We start from the raw sequence: 16,341 nt of genomic DNA, 5'->3' as shown, positions 1-16,341 counted from the left end.
ATCCTTTGGTGTCTTGAACGACTTAACGGTCGGTTTTCGGGAAAGTTGAGGGGAAGTCTTTTTTAACTTGTCCCGGCGGGAAAATGGTTTGCTCACCACCCACGCCGGCACCGGCTTTCAACTGCCTGGCAATCTCACTGGCCAGCCCCAAACCCTTGCCCGACAATTTTTGCACCAGTTCCTGGTCGTACATGCCTTGGTAAGTTTTGGTGCTGGAGTCGGTGAACAAGCCACCTTCCGGGGTGGCATCCCGCATGCTCTTCAAAGCCATTTGTAAAAAAATAGACTCGAACTGAACAGCCACTTTGTCGATCGCCGCATTGAATTCCTCGCTGCCACGCTCTGCGCGCGCGCCACGCTTCAAACCCTCCAGGCTGCGGGAATCCATTGACAGCATTTGTTGGGTATCCACCGGATTGTTCGACAATGGCGTCATTTAGATCACCTCGAGTTCGGCTTTCAGGCTGCCAGCAGTTTGCATGGCCTGCAAAATGGAAATCAGATCGCTTGGGGTTGCGCCCAAAGCGTTCAGTGCTTTGACCACATCAGACAGCTGCGCAGCGCCCTTGATTTCGATCAACTCGCCACCGGCTTCGGAAATTTGAATATCGGCCACTTCAGTGACCACGGTTTCACCCTGACCAAACGGTGCAGGCTGGGAAATGACTGGGGTAGAAGTTATTTTCACGGTGAGGTTGCCGTGCGCCACAGCACAGCTTTCAAGCATCACGGCCTGGTTCATGACCACAGACCCCGTGCGTGCATTCACAATCACCTTGGCGCTTCCCATGGCTTTGTTGATACTCAATTCTTGAACACGCGACAAAAATGCCACGCGGTCGTTGGGGTTGGAAGGTGCACGAACCTTGATGGTGCGGCCATCCAGCGCTTGAGCCACATTCGGGCCCATGTTGTTGTTGATCGCCTCGGCCACGCGAATGGCGTTGGAGAAATCGGTGCTGGTCAACTCAAGCTGCAAGGTTTCACCAAGCAGGAAAGGCGAGGCCACCTCACGTTCAACCAAGGCACCCGCTGGAATGCGACCTGCCGACAAATGGTTGATCACGGTTTTGGAGCCCCCCGCAGAGGCACCTGCACCACCCACAATCAGTTGGCCTTGGGCCAAGGCGTACACCTGGCCATCAGCACCTTTCAAGGGGGTCATGAGCAACATGCCACCACGCAGGCTTTTTGCATTGCCGATTGACGAGACAGTTACATCGATCGCTTGGCCGGGCTGAGCAAAGGCTGGCAAATTGGCAGTGACCATGACTGAGGCCACATTTTTCAGCTGCAAATTGGCGCCTGGGGGCAAGGTAATGCCAGATTGCTGCAGCATGGACACAATGCTTTGACTGGTAAACGGCGTTTGCGTGGTTTGATCGCCAGTGCCATCCAGACCAATCACAATACCGTAGCCATACACCGGGTTGGCGCGCACGCCAGAAACAGTGACCAAGTCACGAATTCGGGTTTGTGCGTCTGCCTGCGTACCAAATGCCATCACCGCAGCCGCGGTCAGTGCCAACACGGCGGCTTTGATGATTCGGTCTTTCAGTTCCGGGAAGGAAATGCGTTTCATGGTGTGGTCCAGTTCAGAAAGGCAATACGGTCAGGAAAAAGCGGCTTAGCCAGCCCATGGCTGTGGCAGAGTCCAAAGCTCCTTTTCCGCGGTATTCAATGCGGGCATCGGCCACCTTGGTGCTGGGCACCACATTGCCGGGCAAAATGGTGATGGGGTTTACCACACCACTGAATTTCAAATACTCCACTTCGCGGTTGGTACCAATCTGTTTTTCGCCCACCACCTGTAAATTTCCATTGGGCAACACGCTTGCAACCGATACTGTGATGGAACCGGTCAGGGTATTTGCGGCGCGGCTGGAGCCTTCGCCAGAAAAGTCTTTGTCGCTACTGGCACTGCCATTGATGGCGCGCAAATCTCGACTGCCAAAGAAACCCTGAATGAGTGGTACATCAATGCTGGCAGAATCGCTGCGGGAGGCACTCATGGAGTTGGTTTGTGCGGCATTGATTTGTTCGATGATTTGAATGGTGAGCGTGTCACCCAAAAAGCGGGCGCGCTGGTCTTCAAACAAGGGGCGATAAGTGGCCGGGCTGTACAAGCTGCCTGTGGGTGCAGCCATGGCCACCTGGGCTGGCTGCTGAACCGGCTGCGGCACGGTGGTTTGAGCAGGCATGTCTACTTTCGGTGCGAAAGTTGAACAAGCCCCTAAAGTTATCGAGAACGCTGCCGTTAAACCGATTAGTACCAATCTTTTCATGCCATACACTCCATCAGAACACATTCAGTGTGCCCAATGTTTCAAGAATCAAAGCTGAGATAAGCGCTGTAACATCTGGTCTGATGTCGAGATTGCCTTGGAATTGATTTCGTAAGCACGCTGGGCCTGGATCAAACCCACCAGCTCTTCCACCACGTTCACGTTGGATGTTTCCACGAAACCTTGGGACACAAAACCCACACCGTTGGTGCCCGCCACCGCCTGGGTGGGTGTGCCAGAGGCTGCTGTTTCGGAGTACAGGTTTTGGCCCATGCTGAACAAGCCCGCCGGGTTTACAAAACTGGCCAATTGGATTTGACCCAATTCCTGGGGTTGAACCTGACCCTGCACCACTGCGGAAACAACACCGTCTTGAGAAATCGAGATTTCCTGAACGCCTTGCGGAATGGTGACCGGGCCAAGAATTGGGTATCCGTTGGAAGTGACCAGTGTGCCGTTGGCATCAATCTGAATGCTGCCATCGCGGGTGTAGCTGGTGGTGCCATCGGGCATTTGAACCTGGAAAAAGCCCTGACCGTTAATCGCCACATCAAGTGTGTTGCCGGTTTGCTGCAGGTTGCCCTGCGCAAAATTTCGCACGGTAGAAACAGGCTTTACGCCGGTACCAATCTGCAAGCCGGATGGCACCTGAGTTTGCTCGGTGGTTTGTGCACCGGGCTGTCGAAGTGTTTGATACAGCAAATCTTCGAACACGGCACGCGAGCGTTTAAAGCCGTTGGTGGCTGTGTTGGCCAGGTTGTTTGAAATGACATCCAGCTGGGTTTGCTGGGCATCCAGGCCTGTTTTTGCAATCCACAAAGAACGCATCATGATGGTTTTCTCCTTAATTCATGCCAAACAGGCTGTTGGCGGCCTGGCCGTTTTCTTTAGCCGTGCTGATCATTTTCATTTGGGTTTCATACTGGCGGGCAGCGGTGATCATTTGCACCATCATGTCCACTGCATTCACATTGCTCGATTCAATAAAGCCACCAGCCACACGCACATTCAAATCTGCTTCAGCAGGATCGCCGTTGGCGGCGCGGAACAAGCCATCGTCGCCGCGATTGATTTCACCTTCGGGAATGTTGACCAGCTTCAATCGACCCAGTTGAACTACATTGGTGTCGCCACTGATGGGAATTGCAGAAACGGATCCATCGCCTTCAAATGACAAGCGATGGTCGGGCGGCACGTTGATGGGGCCGTTGCTGCCGATGACTGAATAACCTTCCTGGGTCACCAAATTACCCTGGCCGTCGAGTTGAAAAGAACCATTGCGGGTGTACGCTTCGTTGCCTTTCGCGTCGTTGACTGCAAACCAGCCCTCGCCTTGAATGGCCACGTCCATTTCCCGGCCGGTGGACTGAATTTGTCCCGGCGTGGTGTCAAAGCCAATGCTGGTTTCCACCGCAAAGCTTCTGGAACCACTGCCCTCGCCTGTCACAGGCGCGCTTTGAAAAGCCATAAGTTGTTGCCGAAACCCGGGCGTGTTCACGTTGGCCAGGTTGTTGGCAATGTTCTCTTGGCGAGACATTGTGCCTTTGGCGGCTTGGGCGGCCAGGAAAATCAGTTTGTCCATTCTTGCGATCCCGCTTCAGTTCACATTAACGAAGGTTGGTGATGGTCTGGAAAATTGAATCTTGCGTTTTAATGGTCTGTGAGTTGGCCTGATACACGCGCTGTGCGGAAATCATGGCCACCAGTTCAGCCGTCAAATCAATGTTCGATTCTTCCAAAGCACCCGACTGGATAATGCCGAATGCGGTGTCTTCACTCAGCGACACCAATTCAGGTCCCGAGGAGTTGGTGGCCAACCAGCCATTCGAACCCACTGGCTGCAAACCTTCGGGATTCGGGAAACGATACAAACCAATTTGTGCATGATTCACCAACTGACCGTTGGCGTAGCTGATGGTCAACATGCCGTCTGCGCCCACATCAAAACCTGCAAATGGAGAGGATTCAAAACCATCCTGACCCAGGTTTTGCACCACAAACGAGCTGCCGTACTGGGTGGTGTTGCTCATGTCGAACGTGTATTGGTTTGGGGCTGTGCCAGTCGAAGAGAAAGGCACACCACTTGCGGTCACGAAACGTGACATGTCAACTGTCAGATTTCCGCTGTTGGGGGTAGTCAACAGACCGTCAACGCCATATTGCAAGCTGGCCGCTGTGGATTGCGCGGGTGCTGTGGTTACAGCCACGGGCGCGGTGCCAACGTCGACCTGAGTACCGTCGACCGTTGCAAACACCGACCAGTCATTCGAGGCTTCTTTGCGCATGTAAATGGCCATGATGTGTGCACCACCCAATTCGTCATACACCGTCATCGACGTTGAATTGTTGAAGGTGTTCAAATTTGCCGGATCGAAAGCCAATGCAGGATCAATTGCCGTGGCACGTGCATCCAGGTTCAGGTCAAGGTTGGCGGAACGGGTGGCAGCAGGCGGAATGCTGCCGCGTGGCACCAGAATATCCTGGGCAACATCGGAGGGGCGGCCAGTGGCTGCATCCACGGGGAAGCCTTGCAGTTTGTCGCCACGGGAGTTCACGATGACGCCTTCATTGTTCAAAGTGAATTGACCGTTGCGGGTGTAAATATTGTCACCATTGCCAGCCTGCACCTTGAAGAAACCGGTGCCACTGATGGCCAGGTCCAGGGGGTTACCGGTCACATTGATATTGCCCTGCTTGAAGTTTTGCGTAACCGCTGCAAGGCTGGTACCCAAGCCGATGCCGTTGGTGGAACGTGCGCCATTGAACGCGCGGGCGAACACATCGGAGAACTCTGCCTCTGATCCTTTAAAGCCGACCACACTGGCGTTGGACACGTTGTTTGCAATGACTTCCAAACCGCGCTGCGCTGCGTTCAGACCACTCAAACCCTGCTGGAAACTACCACCTGCTGAAAAAGCCATGCTTGACTCCTTGGAAAAATCTTTAAATTAGAAAACCTGCTTGATGTCGGCGAATGTAATTTCGCTGCCATTGCTGGTTAAAAGTTTGGTGCCTTCTGCGCCGGCATTGCGCACGCCTTGAACCACAGAAAGGGTCAGTGGAGTGACGCTGGCGTCTTTGCCTGCTGCTTTTGCTTCGATCTCAAACTTGTAGTTGCCGGCGGGCAAGGTGCTGCCGTCGTTGCTTTTGCCGTCCCACTCAAACTCATGCGTACCTTTGGATTGCGGGCCCAATTCGATGGTGCGCACCACATTCGCCCCGGCATCCAGCACATTCACGCGCAGAATGTCGGCACTCTGGTTCAGTTCCATGGATCCCACGGCCTTGCCATCCACCAGTTTCAGATCATTGCCTTCGGTCAATACTGCGCGACCCAGCATGCTGGTGGCCTGTACTGTTTGGTTGGCATTGATCGACGCTGCTACGCCTTCCATGGTGGCATTCAGTGTGTTAATGCCGGTAACGGTGTTTAACTGAGCCATTTGACTGGTCACCTGGGCATTGTCCATGGGGGCCAGTGGATCCTGGTTTTTCAACTGGGCCACCAGCAAAGACATGAACCGCTCCTGAATCGCTTCGGGGCTGTTTTCATCGGTTTTCTTTTTTGCTGCTGTGGTGCCGCTGTTGTTACCCAGTGCGGAAGTTACGTCAATCGTCATTTTTCATTGCTCCTTACTGGTTGCCCATGTTCAAGGTTTTCAACATCAACTGTTTGGCTGTGTTCATTACTTCTGCGTTGGTTTGGTAGCTGCGCGAGGCGGCCAGCATGTCGACCATTTCTTCCACGGCATTTACGTTGGGCATGTACACATACCCGTCTTCGTCGGCCATGGGGTGCTTGGGGTCGAACATTTTTTTTGCTTCGGTTTTGTCTTCCACGATGTCTTTCACCTGCACGTTCTCAGCCAGCGAGGCCTTGCCAGGCGCAGCTTTTTGAAGGACGGCTTCGAACACCACTTTGCGGGCCTGGTAAACAGAATTGGGATCGCCGGCTGCCGTGTCGACGTTGGCGAGGTTGCTCGCCACTGTGTTCAGGCGTGTGGTTTGCGCTTGCATCGCGCCACCGGCCAGTTTGAAAGAATTGAATAGCGACATATTGTTCCCCTAAGCCTTATTGGTTACCAGAACCCATGGCCTGCTTCAACGTGGAAATTCTTCCGTTGATGGCACGCAAGGCGGCTTCGTATTTCACTGTGTTTTCTGCAAAGGCAGCACGCTCGCGGTCAATGTCAACCGAGTTGCCATCAATGGCCGCGTTGTTGCCACGACGAAATTGCAACATCTCGGCCGTGCTCATGCCCGCATTGCCTTTGCCGGTGATGTGGCCCTGGTGAGTGACGGCCAATGCGCCAGCACCATTGCCCAAGCCGGGATTGACCGGAGCAGTCATGGATCCTTTCTCGCCCGTGGCTGCTTTCAGTGCGCTTTGAAAGTCGAAATCGACTGCTTTGTAATTGGGGGTGTCTACGTTGGAAATGTTGGAGGTCAATACCTCCTGCCGACGCGCTCTGAGCTTCAGGGCTTCGGCAGAAAACTGCATTGCATCAGTGAGTTTGTCCAACATCTTTTAATCCTTCATACACGGACGGATGAATGGATTATTGAATTGATGCTGTCAAATCAAAGTGGAGAGAAAGGGGGGAAAGGGCGCTCTTTTTCTGCTTAGGGTGCAGCAAGCTCCCGCCTAGGATGTTGTCATCGAGGCAGGAATTGTTTCTTACAGTGACATTTACGGCGGCTACGCCCAAAACTTGAATGAAATTTCACACTTTTTTTAACATCGCATTTCAAGTGCTTTTTGGCTTGGGGCTTACTCAGGCCACCGCAGCACAAGCCGACAGTTCTCGCTGGGTGACTGAAGCCCAGCTAAGTGAACTGGTGGACCCCGCCCTGCTGCCACCTGGCGCAAGTGTGGATGTGAAGTTTGTAAAAGCCGATGAACGAATCGGTAGCCTGCAATGCCCCGCTGCACTGTTTGCCAATTCGGCAGGCAACAAAATGTGGGGGCGTACTTATGTGCGCGTGCAATGTGTGGGCTCAGACACAGCTCCCTTTTTTGTGGGCGTAGACGTGAAAGTGTGGGCGCCAGTGCTGGTGGTGAAAGGCACTGTTCAATCGGGCCAAACGCTGGGATTGAATGATGTTGAATTTCGAACCATGGATTTAAGCCAGCTGAGCCATGGCTGGGTCAGCGAGCTTGCACATTTAAACAACAAAACAGCAGCCCGCCAATTGTGGCCAGGTACCCTGTTGAAACATGACCATTTGCGCGGGCAGGCCTTGGTGAAAAACGGCGACACGGTGAAAGTGATGATGAAAGGCCCCGGCTTTGCAATTGGTGGCACTGCGGTGGCCATGGGTGAAGCCGAGCTGGGCGAGGTGGTAAAAATCAAAACCTCGCAGGGCAAGATACTTCACGGTGTGGCGCGAGATGCACTACTGGTTGAGGTTAGTTTGTAGGGGGGATCCTCAAAAAGTAGGAATTCTTTCGAGAATTCGTTAAAGTTAGGTGGAATCGAGCCGTTAAGAAAACATACGAAACCCACTTAGGCTCTGCCCAACGCGGAGGACATCATGAGTATTAACAGAATAAACCCGGGAAGCAACCCGATTGACAAACTGACCAAGCCACAAGGTGGCAGCAAGTCAGCATCGGTTGGTTCCACAGAGAAAACCAGTTCGGAAGGTGCGGTAACCAAGCTTTCTGGACAATCCAGTGAGCTGAGCGCTGCAGGTGCTCCGTTCAATGCCGAGAAAGTGGCCGAGATCAAAGAGGCTATTAGCAAAGGCGAGTTCAAGGTCAATGCCGAAGCGGTTGCCGCCAAGGTGATTGAAAGTGCTCGCGAGTTGCTTGGTCAAAAGTAACCGAGGATTGAAGATTATGTCGCACGCTGACGCAGCAAAAAATTTATACCGCAATCTGGCTTATGAATGTGACATGGCCATGGCGCTGGTTGATATCTTGCTTGAAGAACAGGCGTGCCTTGTAAAACTGCAAACCACTGAGCTGAACAGCCTGGCCCTTCGCAAGGAAGCCATGATGCTGGAGCTTGAAAAACGTTACCTGAACAACGTTCAATTGGCCAAGGCTGAGGGCTTTCAGCCCAATATGGACGGTATCGCGCTCTGGGTTGACGTACTTGCTGCCTATGAGCCCCGCCTGTTGGGCACTTACTCCACACTGCGCACTACACTGGCCCACGCACAGCGTTTGAACAAAACAAACGGGGAGCTGGTGACTGAGCAACTGGCTGGACTGCAGGAAAGAATTTCGATTTTGACTGCGGCTGCGGTGGCTGAACAAAAGCCAACCGCCAGCGACACCTACGGCCCCAAAGGCGGCATGAGCCAGTCAGCCCTGACCGGTGGCGCTATGCCCCGCGCGGTAATTCGTTGATCGTTAACCAATACGACACCAGTGCAGAAATTCGGGTCAGGTACTGATCGAATTGCACTGGTTTGACCGCAAAGCTATTTACTCCCAATTCATAAGAACGTTTCACATCGCTGATTTCGCGCGATGAAGAAAGCACCACGATGGGCATGGTTTTGAACACATCGTGTGAACGCAGAAACTTCAACACTTCCAGACCATCCAGCTTGGGCAGTTTCAGATCGAGCAGTACCAACTTGGGCAAATTCAGGGCCGCACTGTCTTTGGGGTGATCTTCCATCAGCTGTTTGAAATATTCGATGGCCCGTTCGCCGTCCTCAAGCAACACCGTGGTGGAGCTTGAGGATGTTTTGCGAACCACGCGCAAGGCGAGATCTGCATCATTGGAATTGTCATCAACCAGTACTACGTCAGCCATGGCAAATATCCTTTTAGTCGTTCAGGTCGGAATGCTCAGGCAAGGTGAATGTGAAGCAGGCCCCCTGGCCCAGCTCACCCTTGGCGCTGATTTCGCCGCCGTGACGTTCAATAATTCGTTTCACAATGGCCAGGCCTACCCCGGTGCCATCGAAATCTTTTTTGTGGTGCAAACGCTCAAACACGTTGAACAGTTTGTCGGCGTACTTCATGTCAAAACCAGCGCCGTTGTCTCGCACACTAAAACTGTAAAAACGACCTGTTTTTTCGCAGTCAATGGTGACCTTTGGCTGCGCCGCCTTGCTGCTGAACTTCAGGGCGTTGTCGATCAGATTCATCCACACCTGCTTCAACAATACGGGGTCCGCATACACGGGAGGAAGCTCACACAACTCCACCACGTTCTTTCGCCGGGCATCGAGTTGATCCAGAATTTGATCCAGCAGCTGCTGCTGGTCTACTTTGACGCGCGCAACATCGGTGCGCAGCAAACGCGAAAAGTCGAGCAAGCCATCAATGAGACCACCCATTTGACGTGCGTTGTTGCTGATTCGATCAAGCAAGCCACGAGCATCTTCCGGCAGGCTGTCGGCGAAGTCTTCCTTCAGAATGCTGGAAAAACCATCAATGGCGCGAAGGGGCGCACGCAAATCATGCGATACCGTGTAGGTGAATGCTTCAAGTTCGGAATTGCTGCGGGTGAGCTCTGCAGTCCGGTCGTTGATTCGCTGCTCAAGCGTTCCATTCAGACCCTGTAAATCGTCTTCGAAAACCCGACGCTCTACACACAAACCAAGCAGGCGAATGGCCGTTAAAACACGCAACACATCATCGTGACCAGTGTTGTTGACGCCCTGCTGGGCCACCATGATCCAGTACTCCGGTTGATTGGGCTCGATGGCTTTGCGCAGAGCAAACCACACCGCAGTAATGCCAAGTTCGCTTGCCCAATTGTCTTCAAAATAATGCTCGGGTTTCATTTTGGCGATCCAGACCAAACCATGCTGGTCGTGACCTTCCAGAGGCTCACAGAGTTGCTCGGCCTTGTCCCAAAATGCCTGCCCTTTTTCAAGTGGCATGCGAAGCTTGGGGTTGGTACCGCGCACACGCCAGTGGTTGTGCTCGGATTTGTCGCGAAAACCCAGCACCACTTCGGCATGCACGGTGAGGCAGTTTTTCAAACCACGCGCATACGACGACGCCAACTCGGGAATGGGTGCAGAAAGCAACACACCCTGCAACAGCGAACGTTGCAGGGAAAGCAACTGTTCATTCAGGCGTTTCTGCGTGCGATCGGAGGACACGCCCATGTAGCCCATGAAATCGCCGTTGGCGTTGTACAAAGGCCGGCCAGTGGATTCAAAAATAATACGCTCAGAGTTTTGAGGCCAATACTCAAAGCAAACCCTGTCAAAGGGTTGGTGACTGTCCAGCAGCTCTTTGAAAGTGTCCCAATTGTAGCGCGGATCAATACACTTCAAGCCTTCGACGTCCCAACGGGCTAAACCATCAAAAGGCAATTTGAACCCGCTTTTGGCGTTACTGTTTTGATCTTTGCCACGGTAGATGATACGCACAATGGTGTGGGCCGAATCCTGGTGCCAGTACCAATCGCCCGAGAGTTCCATGAGGCGGCGCAACTGGCTTTCAGACTGGATGGACGAGCGAATAATTTCAAGCAGGCCCGACATGAGCTTGTTGCCCATGAACCATGCACCCAACACGCCAAGCACCAAGGTGAAAAGTACAGTTAAATTCCAGTTGGCAGGATCGGAAGTGGTGGCTGCCATGTAAAAGGCGGCCAAAGCAAGCGGACCGATGCCAGTGAAAATCACCAAGATCAAGGAACGATTGACCCGGGTGCGGGATTGCTCGAAAGTTTTCGGTTTTCCCGGGGCTTTGGGATCAGCCATGTGTGCTTAGTGATCGCGAAGCTTGGCTTTGAGGCGACTAACCGCCTGTGTGTGCAACTGACACACCCGGGATTCAGTCACGCCAAGGACAGCGGCGATTTCACGGAAGTTTAACTCTTGCTCATAATACAGGCCCATAAGCATTTTTTCACGCTCGGGCAGGTCTTCAATGGCTTGGATGAGGTTTTCCCGGAAACGTTGATCACCGAGCATTTCAAGCGGATTGGCTTCTTCGTCACCGCCAATCTGGCGATCCAGATAACCTTCACCATCGCCGTCGTCTGCGTAGTCGTCGTAAAAAACCAGCGATGCACCGCGCGAATCAAACAACATTTCCTGGTATTCGTCCAGACTCACGCCCAAGACTTCAGCAATCTCTTTCTCAGAGGCGGAGCGCCCCAGTTTTTGCTCGGCTTTCAGGGTTGCGGTTTCAATTTTTCGTTGTGCCTGGCGAACGCCGCGCGGCATCCAGTCGGCTGAGCGCAGTTCATCGAGCATGGAGCCACGAATTCGCTGACTGGCATAGGTTTCAAACTGGGCGCCCTGCCCTTCTTCAAATCGGGTAATGGCGTCCATCAGGCCGATCAGGCCGGCTTGAATCAGATCATCGATTTGCACCGATGCGGGCAACTTGGCAATGAGGTGATGCGCCAACCTGCGAACCAGAGGGATGTACTGGTCCACCTGCTTTGATTTGTCTAAAGTGCCCTGGGCTGTGTACATGGAGTCTGTGCTTCCTGTCTTGTTATTACGCCAGTGCGTGTTCGTCGAAAGAGCAAATGACCTTTGCGATTCTCCGACCTGCCGCAATCATCTCCCGACCGACCTGGTTCAAGGCTTTGCCCGAGGGCAAGGCTGGCAAATGCCCCGCATACTGCAGGGGATTGACCAGAAAGCTTGAAGTGCTTTCCAGCAAATTTGCGAACACGTGATCGGCTTCATCTGTGCTTCTTACACCCGCAACAATAACACGATGGTGAATATTTTCGTCTACCCCTTTTGAAGAACGAATGGCCTGAAAGGCGCGGGTAACGGATCGTGCGGTGGGTTGCACTACCCAGTACCAGTCGTCTTGCGGAGAAAATGCCTTGGCCAGTTCCACTGCCTCGTAAGGCAAGGTGGCATAAAAGCGGTCACAGCTTACCGGCATGCGGTGAAGCTTGCCCAGCAGGGCCCGGGATTGAGCCGGCTTTTTGGCCAGGGCTTCAAGACCGATTCGGGCCACCACCAGGTATTGGGATTCAGCAAGCTCGATGACCTGGTCTTCCAGATTCAGCTTGCCATTGAAAAATTCGATCAGATCGGTGCTGGCATGCGCAGGCAATAGTTGTGGAAGGCCCGCTGCTGAACCGTCGAATAACACGGCTGAGCGGTCAGATCGCGCCTGCTGTTCCAATACAAAACGGGCCAGGCAGGCTGCATAATCGCTCCCCATGTCACCAAGAATCGGGTGAACAGTGGCGGCCTTGCGGCCCAACAAGTGGCGAAGTGTTTTGGCTTGATCCATAGGATTCAGTAGACCATGAAACTTTAGATTCCAGTCGCAGAGACTTGGGCCATTTTCCATTTCAATTCCTCGCTCGAGGCTTGAAACGCCTGGCTGCTGCGCGCGCGCATGGCGCGGTGTACCAACACACGTGGGTCGGCCGGGAAAAGATCTTCAGGTACGCGCTGCCCGGTGGCAATGTAGTGCAAGGCTAGTTTGTGGCGCATGACAACATCAAGCACTCCGCCAATTTTGATGGCTTCATCCAGTTTGGAGAGAATGGCACCATTCAGGCCCGTGCTTTTGTAATGGCGCACCACGTCATCCAGCGTTTCTGGCTGGCTGGTGGCGTTGAGCAGCAAAACGCGCTTTACATGGCTGTCAGTCAGAATTTTGGTTTGCTCGGCCACGCGCGAATCGCGTTGCCCCATGCCCACAGTGTCAATCAAAATAAGCCGCTTGCGCTGCATGGTATTGCGCAGCTGGGCCAGGTCGGCATGGGTTTGTGCGGTGTACACCTGCACGCCCAGAATTTTGCCGTAAATGCGCAGCTGGTCTTGCGCGCCAATTCTGTAGCTGTCGGTGGTGATCAAGCCCAGCGAGTCGGCACCGTACTTCACCACGCAACGCGCGGCCAGTTTGGCGGTGGTGGTGGTTTTTCCCACACCGGTGGGGCCAACCAAGGCAAATGTGCCGCCGGTTTCAACAATGTCTTTGTCGGCCGGAACTACGTTCAGGTTTTTCTTGATGACATTCATCACCCAGTCTTGTACCTGGCTGTCGGAAAGATCCGCTGGCAGTTTTTCAACCACTGTGCGTGCAAACAGGGGGGAGAATCCGGATTGGGTTAGCTGATTCCACAACTCGCCGCGCTGGGGATTTTTCTCCAAGGCATCGCGCCAGGTAATCATGGCCATTTGGTCTTTCAACAACTGGCGCATTTGCTTGATTTCTTCCAGCACTGCATTTTGCTCGCTGGCCATGGAATCGCTAGCCGCTTGTGAACGGCGCTTGGCCACGTCCGAAATCATGTCATGTTCAGGCAAGGTTTGCGGTATTTGATGCACAGCGGGCGCGCGGTTAATCAGTACGTCACGCTGCGCGGCCACCTGCTGCGCAATTTTCTCCGCAGGTGTAGGCTGACGTGTTGTCTCCTGAGCGGCAAATTGTGTGCGCTCAGCCTTGGTCCACGACAGCGGCGCCGACTGGGCTGCTGGTTTCTCAGTCACAGTGTCCAGGTCTTGCGAGGATGCGGCCAGCACTTCAGTGCCCGCAGCAGTTTGCTTGGTGGACAAAATGATGGCGTCTTCACCCAGTTCAGCACGCAGCTTTTGCAAGGCCTCTCTTGTGGTGGGGGCTGTGAATTTTTTCAGCTTCATGCTTTCGCTCCTACGACTTGCGCAACGCGGATAGTACGGTTTTCAGGAATTTCACTGTGCGACAACACCCGAAGATTGGGTGCTGCACGCTTTAACAATCGAGCCATGGACAAGCGCAGTGCATCGGGCACCAGCAGCACGGGGCTTTGGCCCAGTTGCTCTTGGCGACCAGCCGCATCGGCAGTCTGGCGGGCCAGGTTTTCTGCCAAGTTAGGGTCAATGCCCACTTGGTCTTGCCCTGCCGCGGTGTGAGCATGGGTGATCATTTGTTCCAACTTGGGTTCCATGACCAGTACATTCAGGTCCTCGGTGGTACCAGCCAGGGCCTGCACAATGGCACGGCCCAAGGCAATGCGCACTGCGGCTGTCAATTCAAGCGGGTTTTTGGTGCGAACGCCGTTCTCAAGCAGGGTTTCAAAAATGGTGCGCAAGTCGCGAATGTGAACGCTTTCTTCCAGCAGGTTTTGAAGCACTTTCTGAATCACGGCAACATCCAGCAACTTGGGGGTCAGGTCTTCCACCACTTTCGGAGAACTTTTCGCACAGTGGTCCAGTAGCTGTTGGGTTTCGGTTCGGCCCAGCAATTGGGCTGCTGATGTTTGCAAAATATGTGAGAGGTGCGTGGCCACCACAGTGGAAGCATCCACAACGGTGTAACCCGCTGCATTCGCTTTCTCTTTTTGATCATCTGAAATCCACACAGCAGGCAAACCGAATGCCGGGTCGGTGGTTTGCGGACCTGGCAACTGCATGGTGACGCGACCGGGGTTGATGGCCAGGTGTTGGTTCGGGAACACTTCACCTTCGCCCATGCACACGCCTTTCAGCAAAATACGGTACACCGAGGGGCGCAATTCCAGGTTGTCGCGCAAATGCACGGCCGGTGGCAGGAAACCGATTTCCTGTGCAAACTTTTTGCGAATGGCCTTGATTCGTTTGAGCAAATCGCCGTCTTGTTTGTTGTCCACCAAGGCGATCAGTCGGTAACCCACTTCAAGCGCAATGGTGTCGATGGGCACCAGGTCGTCCCAAGTGGCTTCTTGTGCTTCGGTGGTGGCGGCCTTGATTTTGGCCTGGTCGTCAGTGGTAGCCACCACTTTCTGTATGTTGCCTTTCTGGGAAAGGTGATATGACAAATATCCGAAACCTCCTGCAAGCAACAGGAACACCAGTGTGGGCATACCCGGGATAATGCCCAACAAGGCCATGATGCCAGCGGTAATGCCCACAGCCTGTGGAGATTTCAGCAATTGGCTGGCCAGCTGGGTGCCAATGTCTTGCCCCTGCCCCACGCGTGCCACAACCAAACCTGCGGCAATTGAAATGACCAGTGCGGGTACTTGCGCCACCAGACCATCACCAATGGCCAGCAGCACATAAGCCGTACCAGCATCAGCAAAGGTCATGTCGTGCTGCATCACACCCACCGCGAAACCGCCAATGATGTTGATGATCAGAATCATGATGCCAGCCATGGCATCGCCACGCACAAACTTGCTGGCACCGTCCATTGAACCAAAGAACTCGGCTTCCTGACTCACTTCTGCACGCCGCTTGCGGGCTTCGTCTTCAGCGATCAAGCCGGCATTCAAATCCGCATCAATTGCCATTTGCTTGCCGGGCATGGCATCCAATGTGAAACGCGCAGACACTTCGGCAATTCGGCCAGCACCTTTGGTGATCACCACAAAGTTGATCAACATCAAGATGACGAACACCACAATACCAACTGCAAGGTTGCCGCCGACCAAAAAGTGACCAAAAGCTTCAATCACTTTGCCTGCAGCATCTGGACCCTCATGGCCATGCATGAGCACCACACGGGTTGAGGCGACGTTCAGGCTCAAGCGCAACAAGGTAGTTACCAGCAGAATGGTAGGGAATGCAGCAAAGTCGAGTGGACGGGTAGTGTACAAAGCAGCAACCAGCACCATGAGGCTAATTGCAATATTGAAAGTGAAAAACAGATCGAGGGCGAAAGGTGGTACAGGCAAAATCATCATGACCAGGATCAGGATGATGAAGATTGGCGCGCCCAGGGTTTTTACCTTGTCGCCGGCCAGGCCTGCTTTTATGAAGTCCAAAGAGAATGCGGTGGAGGCCACAATTCCGCCCATCAAGTTGTTAACGGTTCAATTATGGAAAACTTTAGGTTTTCTCAACGGTGGAATTGAAGGCGAATTACCGTCTTATTGTGGATTGGGTTCCGATCTCGCGCCGCTTTCTTGGTGGCTCAATCGGCTTGGGTTCCGATCTCTCGCCAGAAAACCTGTTTCTCCCTTGCTGAGCCTTGCGATGCCTGAGAACGACCCTCCTAAACTGCGGGGCGGGTCCGTTCTCTGTCGCCCATGCTGGGCAACACCGGCCCTGCTCGACACACAAGGGCAGGTTTTCTTGAAGGCGAGGCGATCGAAACACCGCCGCCGATTGGACGATGAAATCAGCCGTGAGTTGCGTGGCGAGGGAGATTCGCCAGTGCCGATTGACCAGTGAACACCGCCGTGAG

At 53.7% G+C, this 16,341-nt stretch carries 19 protein-coding genes; 4 read left to right on the top strand and 15 right to left on the bottom strand.

Annotation, left to right across the window (positions count from 1 at the left end):
* Positions 1-22 precede the first annotated feature (22 nt).
* From PY990_RS12055 to flgB, 9 genes are read right to left on the bottom strand one after another with little or no spacing between them, the layout of a single operon-like run.
* Entirely contained in the window at positions 23-436 is a 414-nt protein-coding gene (locus PY990_RS12055) for a rod-binding protein (protein WP_171098284.1), read from the bottom strand.
* On the bottom strand, positions 437-1,582 hold the full coding sequence (locus PY990_RS12050; protein WP_171098282.1) for a flagellar basal body P-ring protein FlgI: 1,146 nt from the start codon (positions 1,580-1,582) through the stop codon (positions 437-439). It abuts the gene before it with no gap.
* 13 nt (positions 1,583-1,595) lie between these two features.
* Positions 1,596-2,285, bottom strand: coding sequence for a flagellar basal body L-ring protein FlgH (locus PY990_RS12045; RefSeq protein ID WP_275271806.1), 690 nt, complete (start codon positions 2,283-2,285; stop codon positions 1,596-1,598).
* Positions 2,286-2,333: 48 nt separating this feature from the next.
* Entirely contained in the window at positions 2,334-3,116 is a 783-nt protein-coding gene (gene flgG, locus PY990_RS12040; RefSeq protein WP_275271805.1) for a flagellar basal-body rod protein FlgG, read from the bottom strand.
* Positions 3,117-3,129: 13 nt separating this feature from the next.
* On the bottom strand, positions 3,130-3,867 hold the full coding sequence (flgF, locus tag PY990_RS12035) for a flagellar basal-body rod protein FlgF (protein ID WP_171098277.1): 738 nt from the start codon (positions 3,865-3,867) through the stop codon (positions 3,130-3,132).
* A 25-nt stretch (positions 3,868-3,892) separates the two neighbouring features.
* Positions 3,893-5,206 (bottom strand): flagellar hook protein FlgE, encoded by a 1,314-nt coding sequence (flgE, locus tag PY990_RS12030; RefSeq protein ID WP_275271804.1) that lies wholly within the window; start codon positions 5,204-5,206, stop codon positions 3,893-3,895.
* Between the two features lie 27 nt (positions 5,207-5,233).
* Entirely contained in the window at positions 5,234-5,905 is a 672-nt protein-coding gene (locus PY990_RS12025; RefSeq protein WP_008251758.1) for a flagellar hook assembly protein FlgD, read from the bottom strand.
* Positions 5,906-5,918: 13 nt separating this feature from the next.
* Positions 5,919-6,341 (bottom strand): flagellar basal body rod protein FlgC, encoded by a 423-nt coding sequence (flgC, locus tag PY990_RS12020; RefSeq protein WP_008251757.1) that lies wholly within the window; start codon positions 6,339-6,341, stop codon positions 5,919-5,921.
* 16 nt (positions 6,342-6,357) lie between these two features.
* The gene (gene flgB / locus PY990_RS12015) at positions 6,358-6,810 is read right to left on the bottom strand and encodes a flagellar basal body rod protein FlgB (protein WP_275271803.1); all 453 of its coding nucleotides are present in this window, start codon (positions 6,808-6,810) and stop codon (positions 6,358-6,360) included.
* 191 nt (positions 6,811-7,001) lie between these two features.
* On the opposite strand from flgB, the gene flgA reads away from it, so the two are divergent.
* The 3 genes from flgA to flgN all read left to right on the top strand — a co-directional run bounded on the left by flgA (position 7,002) and on the right by flgN (position 8,643).
* Positions 7,002-7,706 carry a flagellar basal body P-ring formation chaperone FlgA gene (gene flgA, locus PY990_RS12010; RefSeq protein ID WP_105028610.1) on the top strand — a complete coding sequence of 235 codons (705 nt, stop codon included), beginning with the start codon at positions 7,002-7,004 and terminating at the stop codon, positions 7,704-7,706.
* Positions 7,707-7,820: 114 nt separating this feature from the next.
* Positions 7,821-8,111 (top strand): flagellar biosynthesis anti-sigma factor FlgM, encoded by a 291-nt coding sequence (gene flgM / locus PY990_RS12005; protein ID WP_275271802.1) that lies wholly within the window; start codon positions 7,821-7,823, stop codon positions 8,109-8,111.
* A gap of 16 nt (positions 8,112-8,127) precedes the next feature.
* Positions 8,128-8,643 carry a flagellar protein FlgN gene (gene flgN / locus PY990_RS12000; RefSeq protein WP_275271801.1) on the top strand — a complete coding sequence of 172 codons (516 nt, stop codon included), beginning with the start codon at positions 8,128-8,130 and terminating at the stop codon, positions 8,641-8,643.
* Here the strand turns inward: flgN and PY990_RS11995 are convergent.
* Genes PY990_RS11995 through flhA form a run of 6 tightly spaced genes read right to left on the bottom strand, consistent with a single transcriptional unit; the run spans position 8,618 to position 15,952 of the window.
* Positions 8,618-9,058, bottom strand: a complete 441-nt coding sequence (locus PY990_RS11995; protein WP_008251752.1) for a response regulator — start codon at positions 9,056-9,058, stop codon at positions 8,618-8,620. The genes flgN and PY990_RS11995 overlap by 26 nt on opposite strands.
* Before the next feature lie 13 nt (positions 9,059-9,071).
* Positions 9,072-10,970 (bottom strand): PAS domain-containing sensor histidine kinase, encoded by a 1,899-nt coding sequence (locus PY990_RS11990; protein WP_275271800.1) that lies wholly within the window; start codon positions 10,968-10,970, stop codon positions 9,072-9,074.
* A 6-nt stretch (positions 10,971-10,976) separates the two neighbouring features.
* Entirely contained in the window at positions 10,977-11,693 is a 717-nt protein-coding gene (locus PY990_RS11985; RefSeq protein WP_275271799.1) for an RNA polymerase sigma factor FliA, read from the bottom strand.
* A gap of 25 nt (positions 11,694-11,718) precedes the next feature.
* Positions 11,719-12,477 (bottom strand): hypothetical protein, encoded by a 759-nt coding sequence (locus tag PY990_RS11980; RefSeq protein WP_275271798.1) that lies wholly within the window; start codon positions 12,475-12,477, stop codon positions 11,719-11,721.
* 23 nt (positions 12,478-12,500) lie between these two features.
* The gene (gene flhF / locus PY990_RS11975; protein ID WP_275271797.1) at positions 12,501-13,835 is read right to left on the bottom strand and encodes a flagellar biosynthesis protein FlhF; all 1,335 of its coding nucleotides are present in this window, start codon (positions 13,833-13,835) and stop codon (positions 12,501-12,503) included.
* Positions 13,832-15,952: a flagellar biosynthesis protein FlhA gene (flhA, locus tag PY990_RS11970; RefSeq protein WP_171098268.1), complete on the bottom strand. Its 2,121-nt coding sequence runs from the start codon at positions 15,950-15,952 to the stop codon at positions 13,832-13,834. The genes flhF and flhA overlap by 4 nt, the downstream gene beginning before the upstream one ends.
* Here flhA and PY990_RS11965 point away from each other — a divergent pair.
* A complete protein-coding gene (locus PY990_RS11965) occupies positions 15,909-16,328 on the top strand; it encodes a hypothetical protein (RefSeq protein ID WP_275271850.1) in 420 nt (139 codons plus the stop codon). The two genes, flhA and PY990_RS11965, sit on opposite strands and share 44 nt — an antisense overlap.
* The last annotated feature ends 13 nt before the right edge of the window (positions 16,329-16,341 follow it).

This window comes from Limnobacter olei (assembly GCF_029087225.1).
Taxonomy (GTDB): domain Bacteria; phylum Pseudomonadota; class Gammaproteobacteria; order Burkholderiales; family Burkholderiaceae_B; genus Limnobacter; species Limnobacter olei.
Note: the sequence above shows the minus strand (reverse complement) of the source record. Positions and strands in the feature narration are given on the sequence as shown.

Excerpts from the sequence above, each read along its gene's own strand:
- PY990_RS12055 (WP_171098284.1), bottom strand. The coding sequence starts at position 436 with ATGACGCCATTGTCGAACAATCCGGTGGATACCCAACAAATGCTGTCA.
- PY990_RS12050 (WP_171098282.1), bottom strand. The coding sequence starts at position 1,582 with ATGAAACGCATTTCCTTCCCGGAACTGAAAGACCGAATCATCAAAGCC.
- PY990_RS12045 (WP_275271806.1), bottom strand. The coding sequence starts at position 2,285 with ATGAAAAGATTGGTACTAATCGGTTTAACGGCAGCGTTCTCGATAACT.
- flgG (WP_275271805.1), bottom strand. The coding sequence starts at position 3,116 with ATGATGCGTTCTTTGTGGATTGCAAAAACAGGCCTGGATGCCCAGCAA.
- flgF (WP_171098277.1), bottom strand. The coding sequence starts at position 3,867 with ATGGACAAACTGATTTTCCTGGCCGCCCAAGCCGCCAAAGGCACAATG.
- flgE (WP_275271804.1), bottom strand. The coding sequence starts at position 5,206 with ATGGCTTTTTCAGCAGGTGGTAGTTTCCAGCAGGGTTTGAGTGGTCTG.
- PY990_RS12025 (WP_008251758.1), bottom strand. The coding sequence starts at position 5,905 with ATGACGATTGACGTAACTTCCGCACTGGGTAACAACAGCGGCACCACA.
- flgC (WP_008251757.1), bottom strand. The coding sequence starts at position 6,341 with ATGTCGCTATTCAATTCTTTCAAACTGGCCGGTGGCGCGATGCAAGCG.
- flgB (WP_275271803.1), bottom strand. The coding sequence starts at position 6,810 with ATGTTGGACAAACTCACTGATGCAATGCAGTTTTCTGCCGAAGCCCTG.
- flgA (WP_105028610.1), top strand. The coding sequence starts at position 7,002 with ATGAAATTTCACACTTTTTTTAACATCGCATTTCAAGTGCTTTTTGGC.
- flgM (WP_275271802.1), top strand. The coding sequence starts at position 7,821 with ATGAGTATTAACAGAATAAACCCGGGAAGCAACCCGATTGACAAACTG.
- flgN (WP_275271801.1), top strand. The coding sequence starts at position 8,128 with ATGTCGCACGCTGACGCAGCAAAAAATTTATACCGCAATCTGGCTTAT.
- PY990_RS11995 (WP_008251752.1), bottom strand. The coding sequence starts at position 9,058 with ATGGCTGACGTAGTACTGGTTGATGACAATTCCAATGATGCAGATCTC.
- PY990_RS11990 (WP_275271800.1), bottom strand. The coding sequence starts at position 10,970 with ATGGCTGATCCCAAAGCCCCGGGAAAACCGAAAACTTTCGAGCAATCC.
- PY990_RS11985 (WP_275271799.1), bottom strand. The coding sequence starts at position 11,693 with ATGTACACAGCCCAGGGCACTTTAGACAAATCAAAGCAGGTGGACCAG.
- PY990_RS11980 (WP_275271798.1), bottom strand. The coding sequence starts at position 12,477 with ATGGATCAAGCCAAAACACTTCGCCACTTGTTGGGCCGCAAGGCCGCC.
- flhF (WP_275271797.1), bottom strand. The coding sequence starts at position 13,835 with ATGAAGCTGAAAAAATTCACAGCCCCCACCACAAGAGAGGCCTTGCAA.
- PY990_RS11965 (WP_275271850.1), top strand. The coding sequence starts at position 15,909 with ATGAAGTCCAAAGAGAATGCGGTGGAGGCCACAATTCCGCCCATCAAG.
- flhA (WP_171098268.1), bottom strand. The coding sequence starts at position 15,952 with ATGGGCGGAATTGTGGCCTCCACCGCATTCTCTTTGGACTTCATAAAA.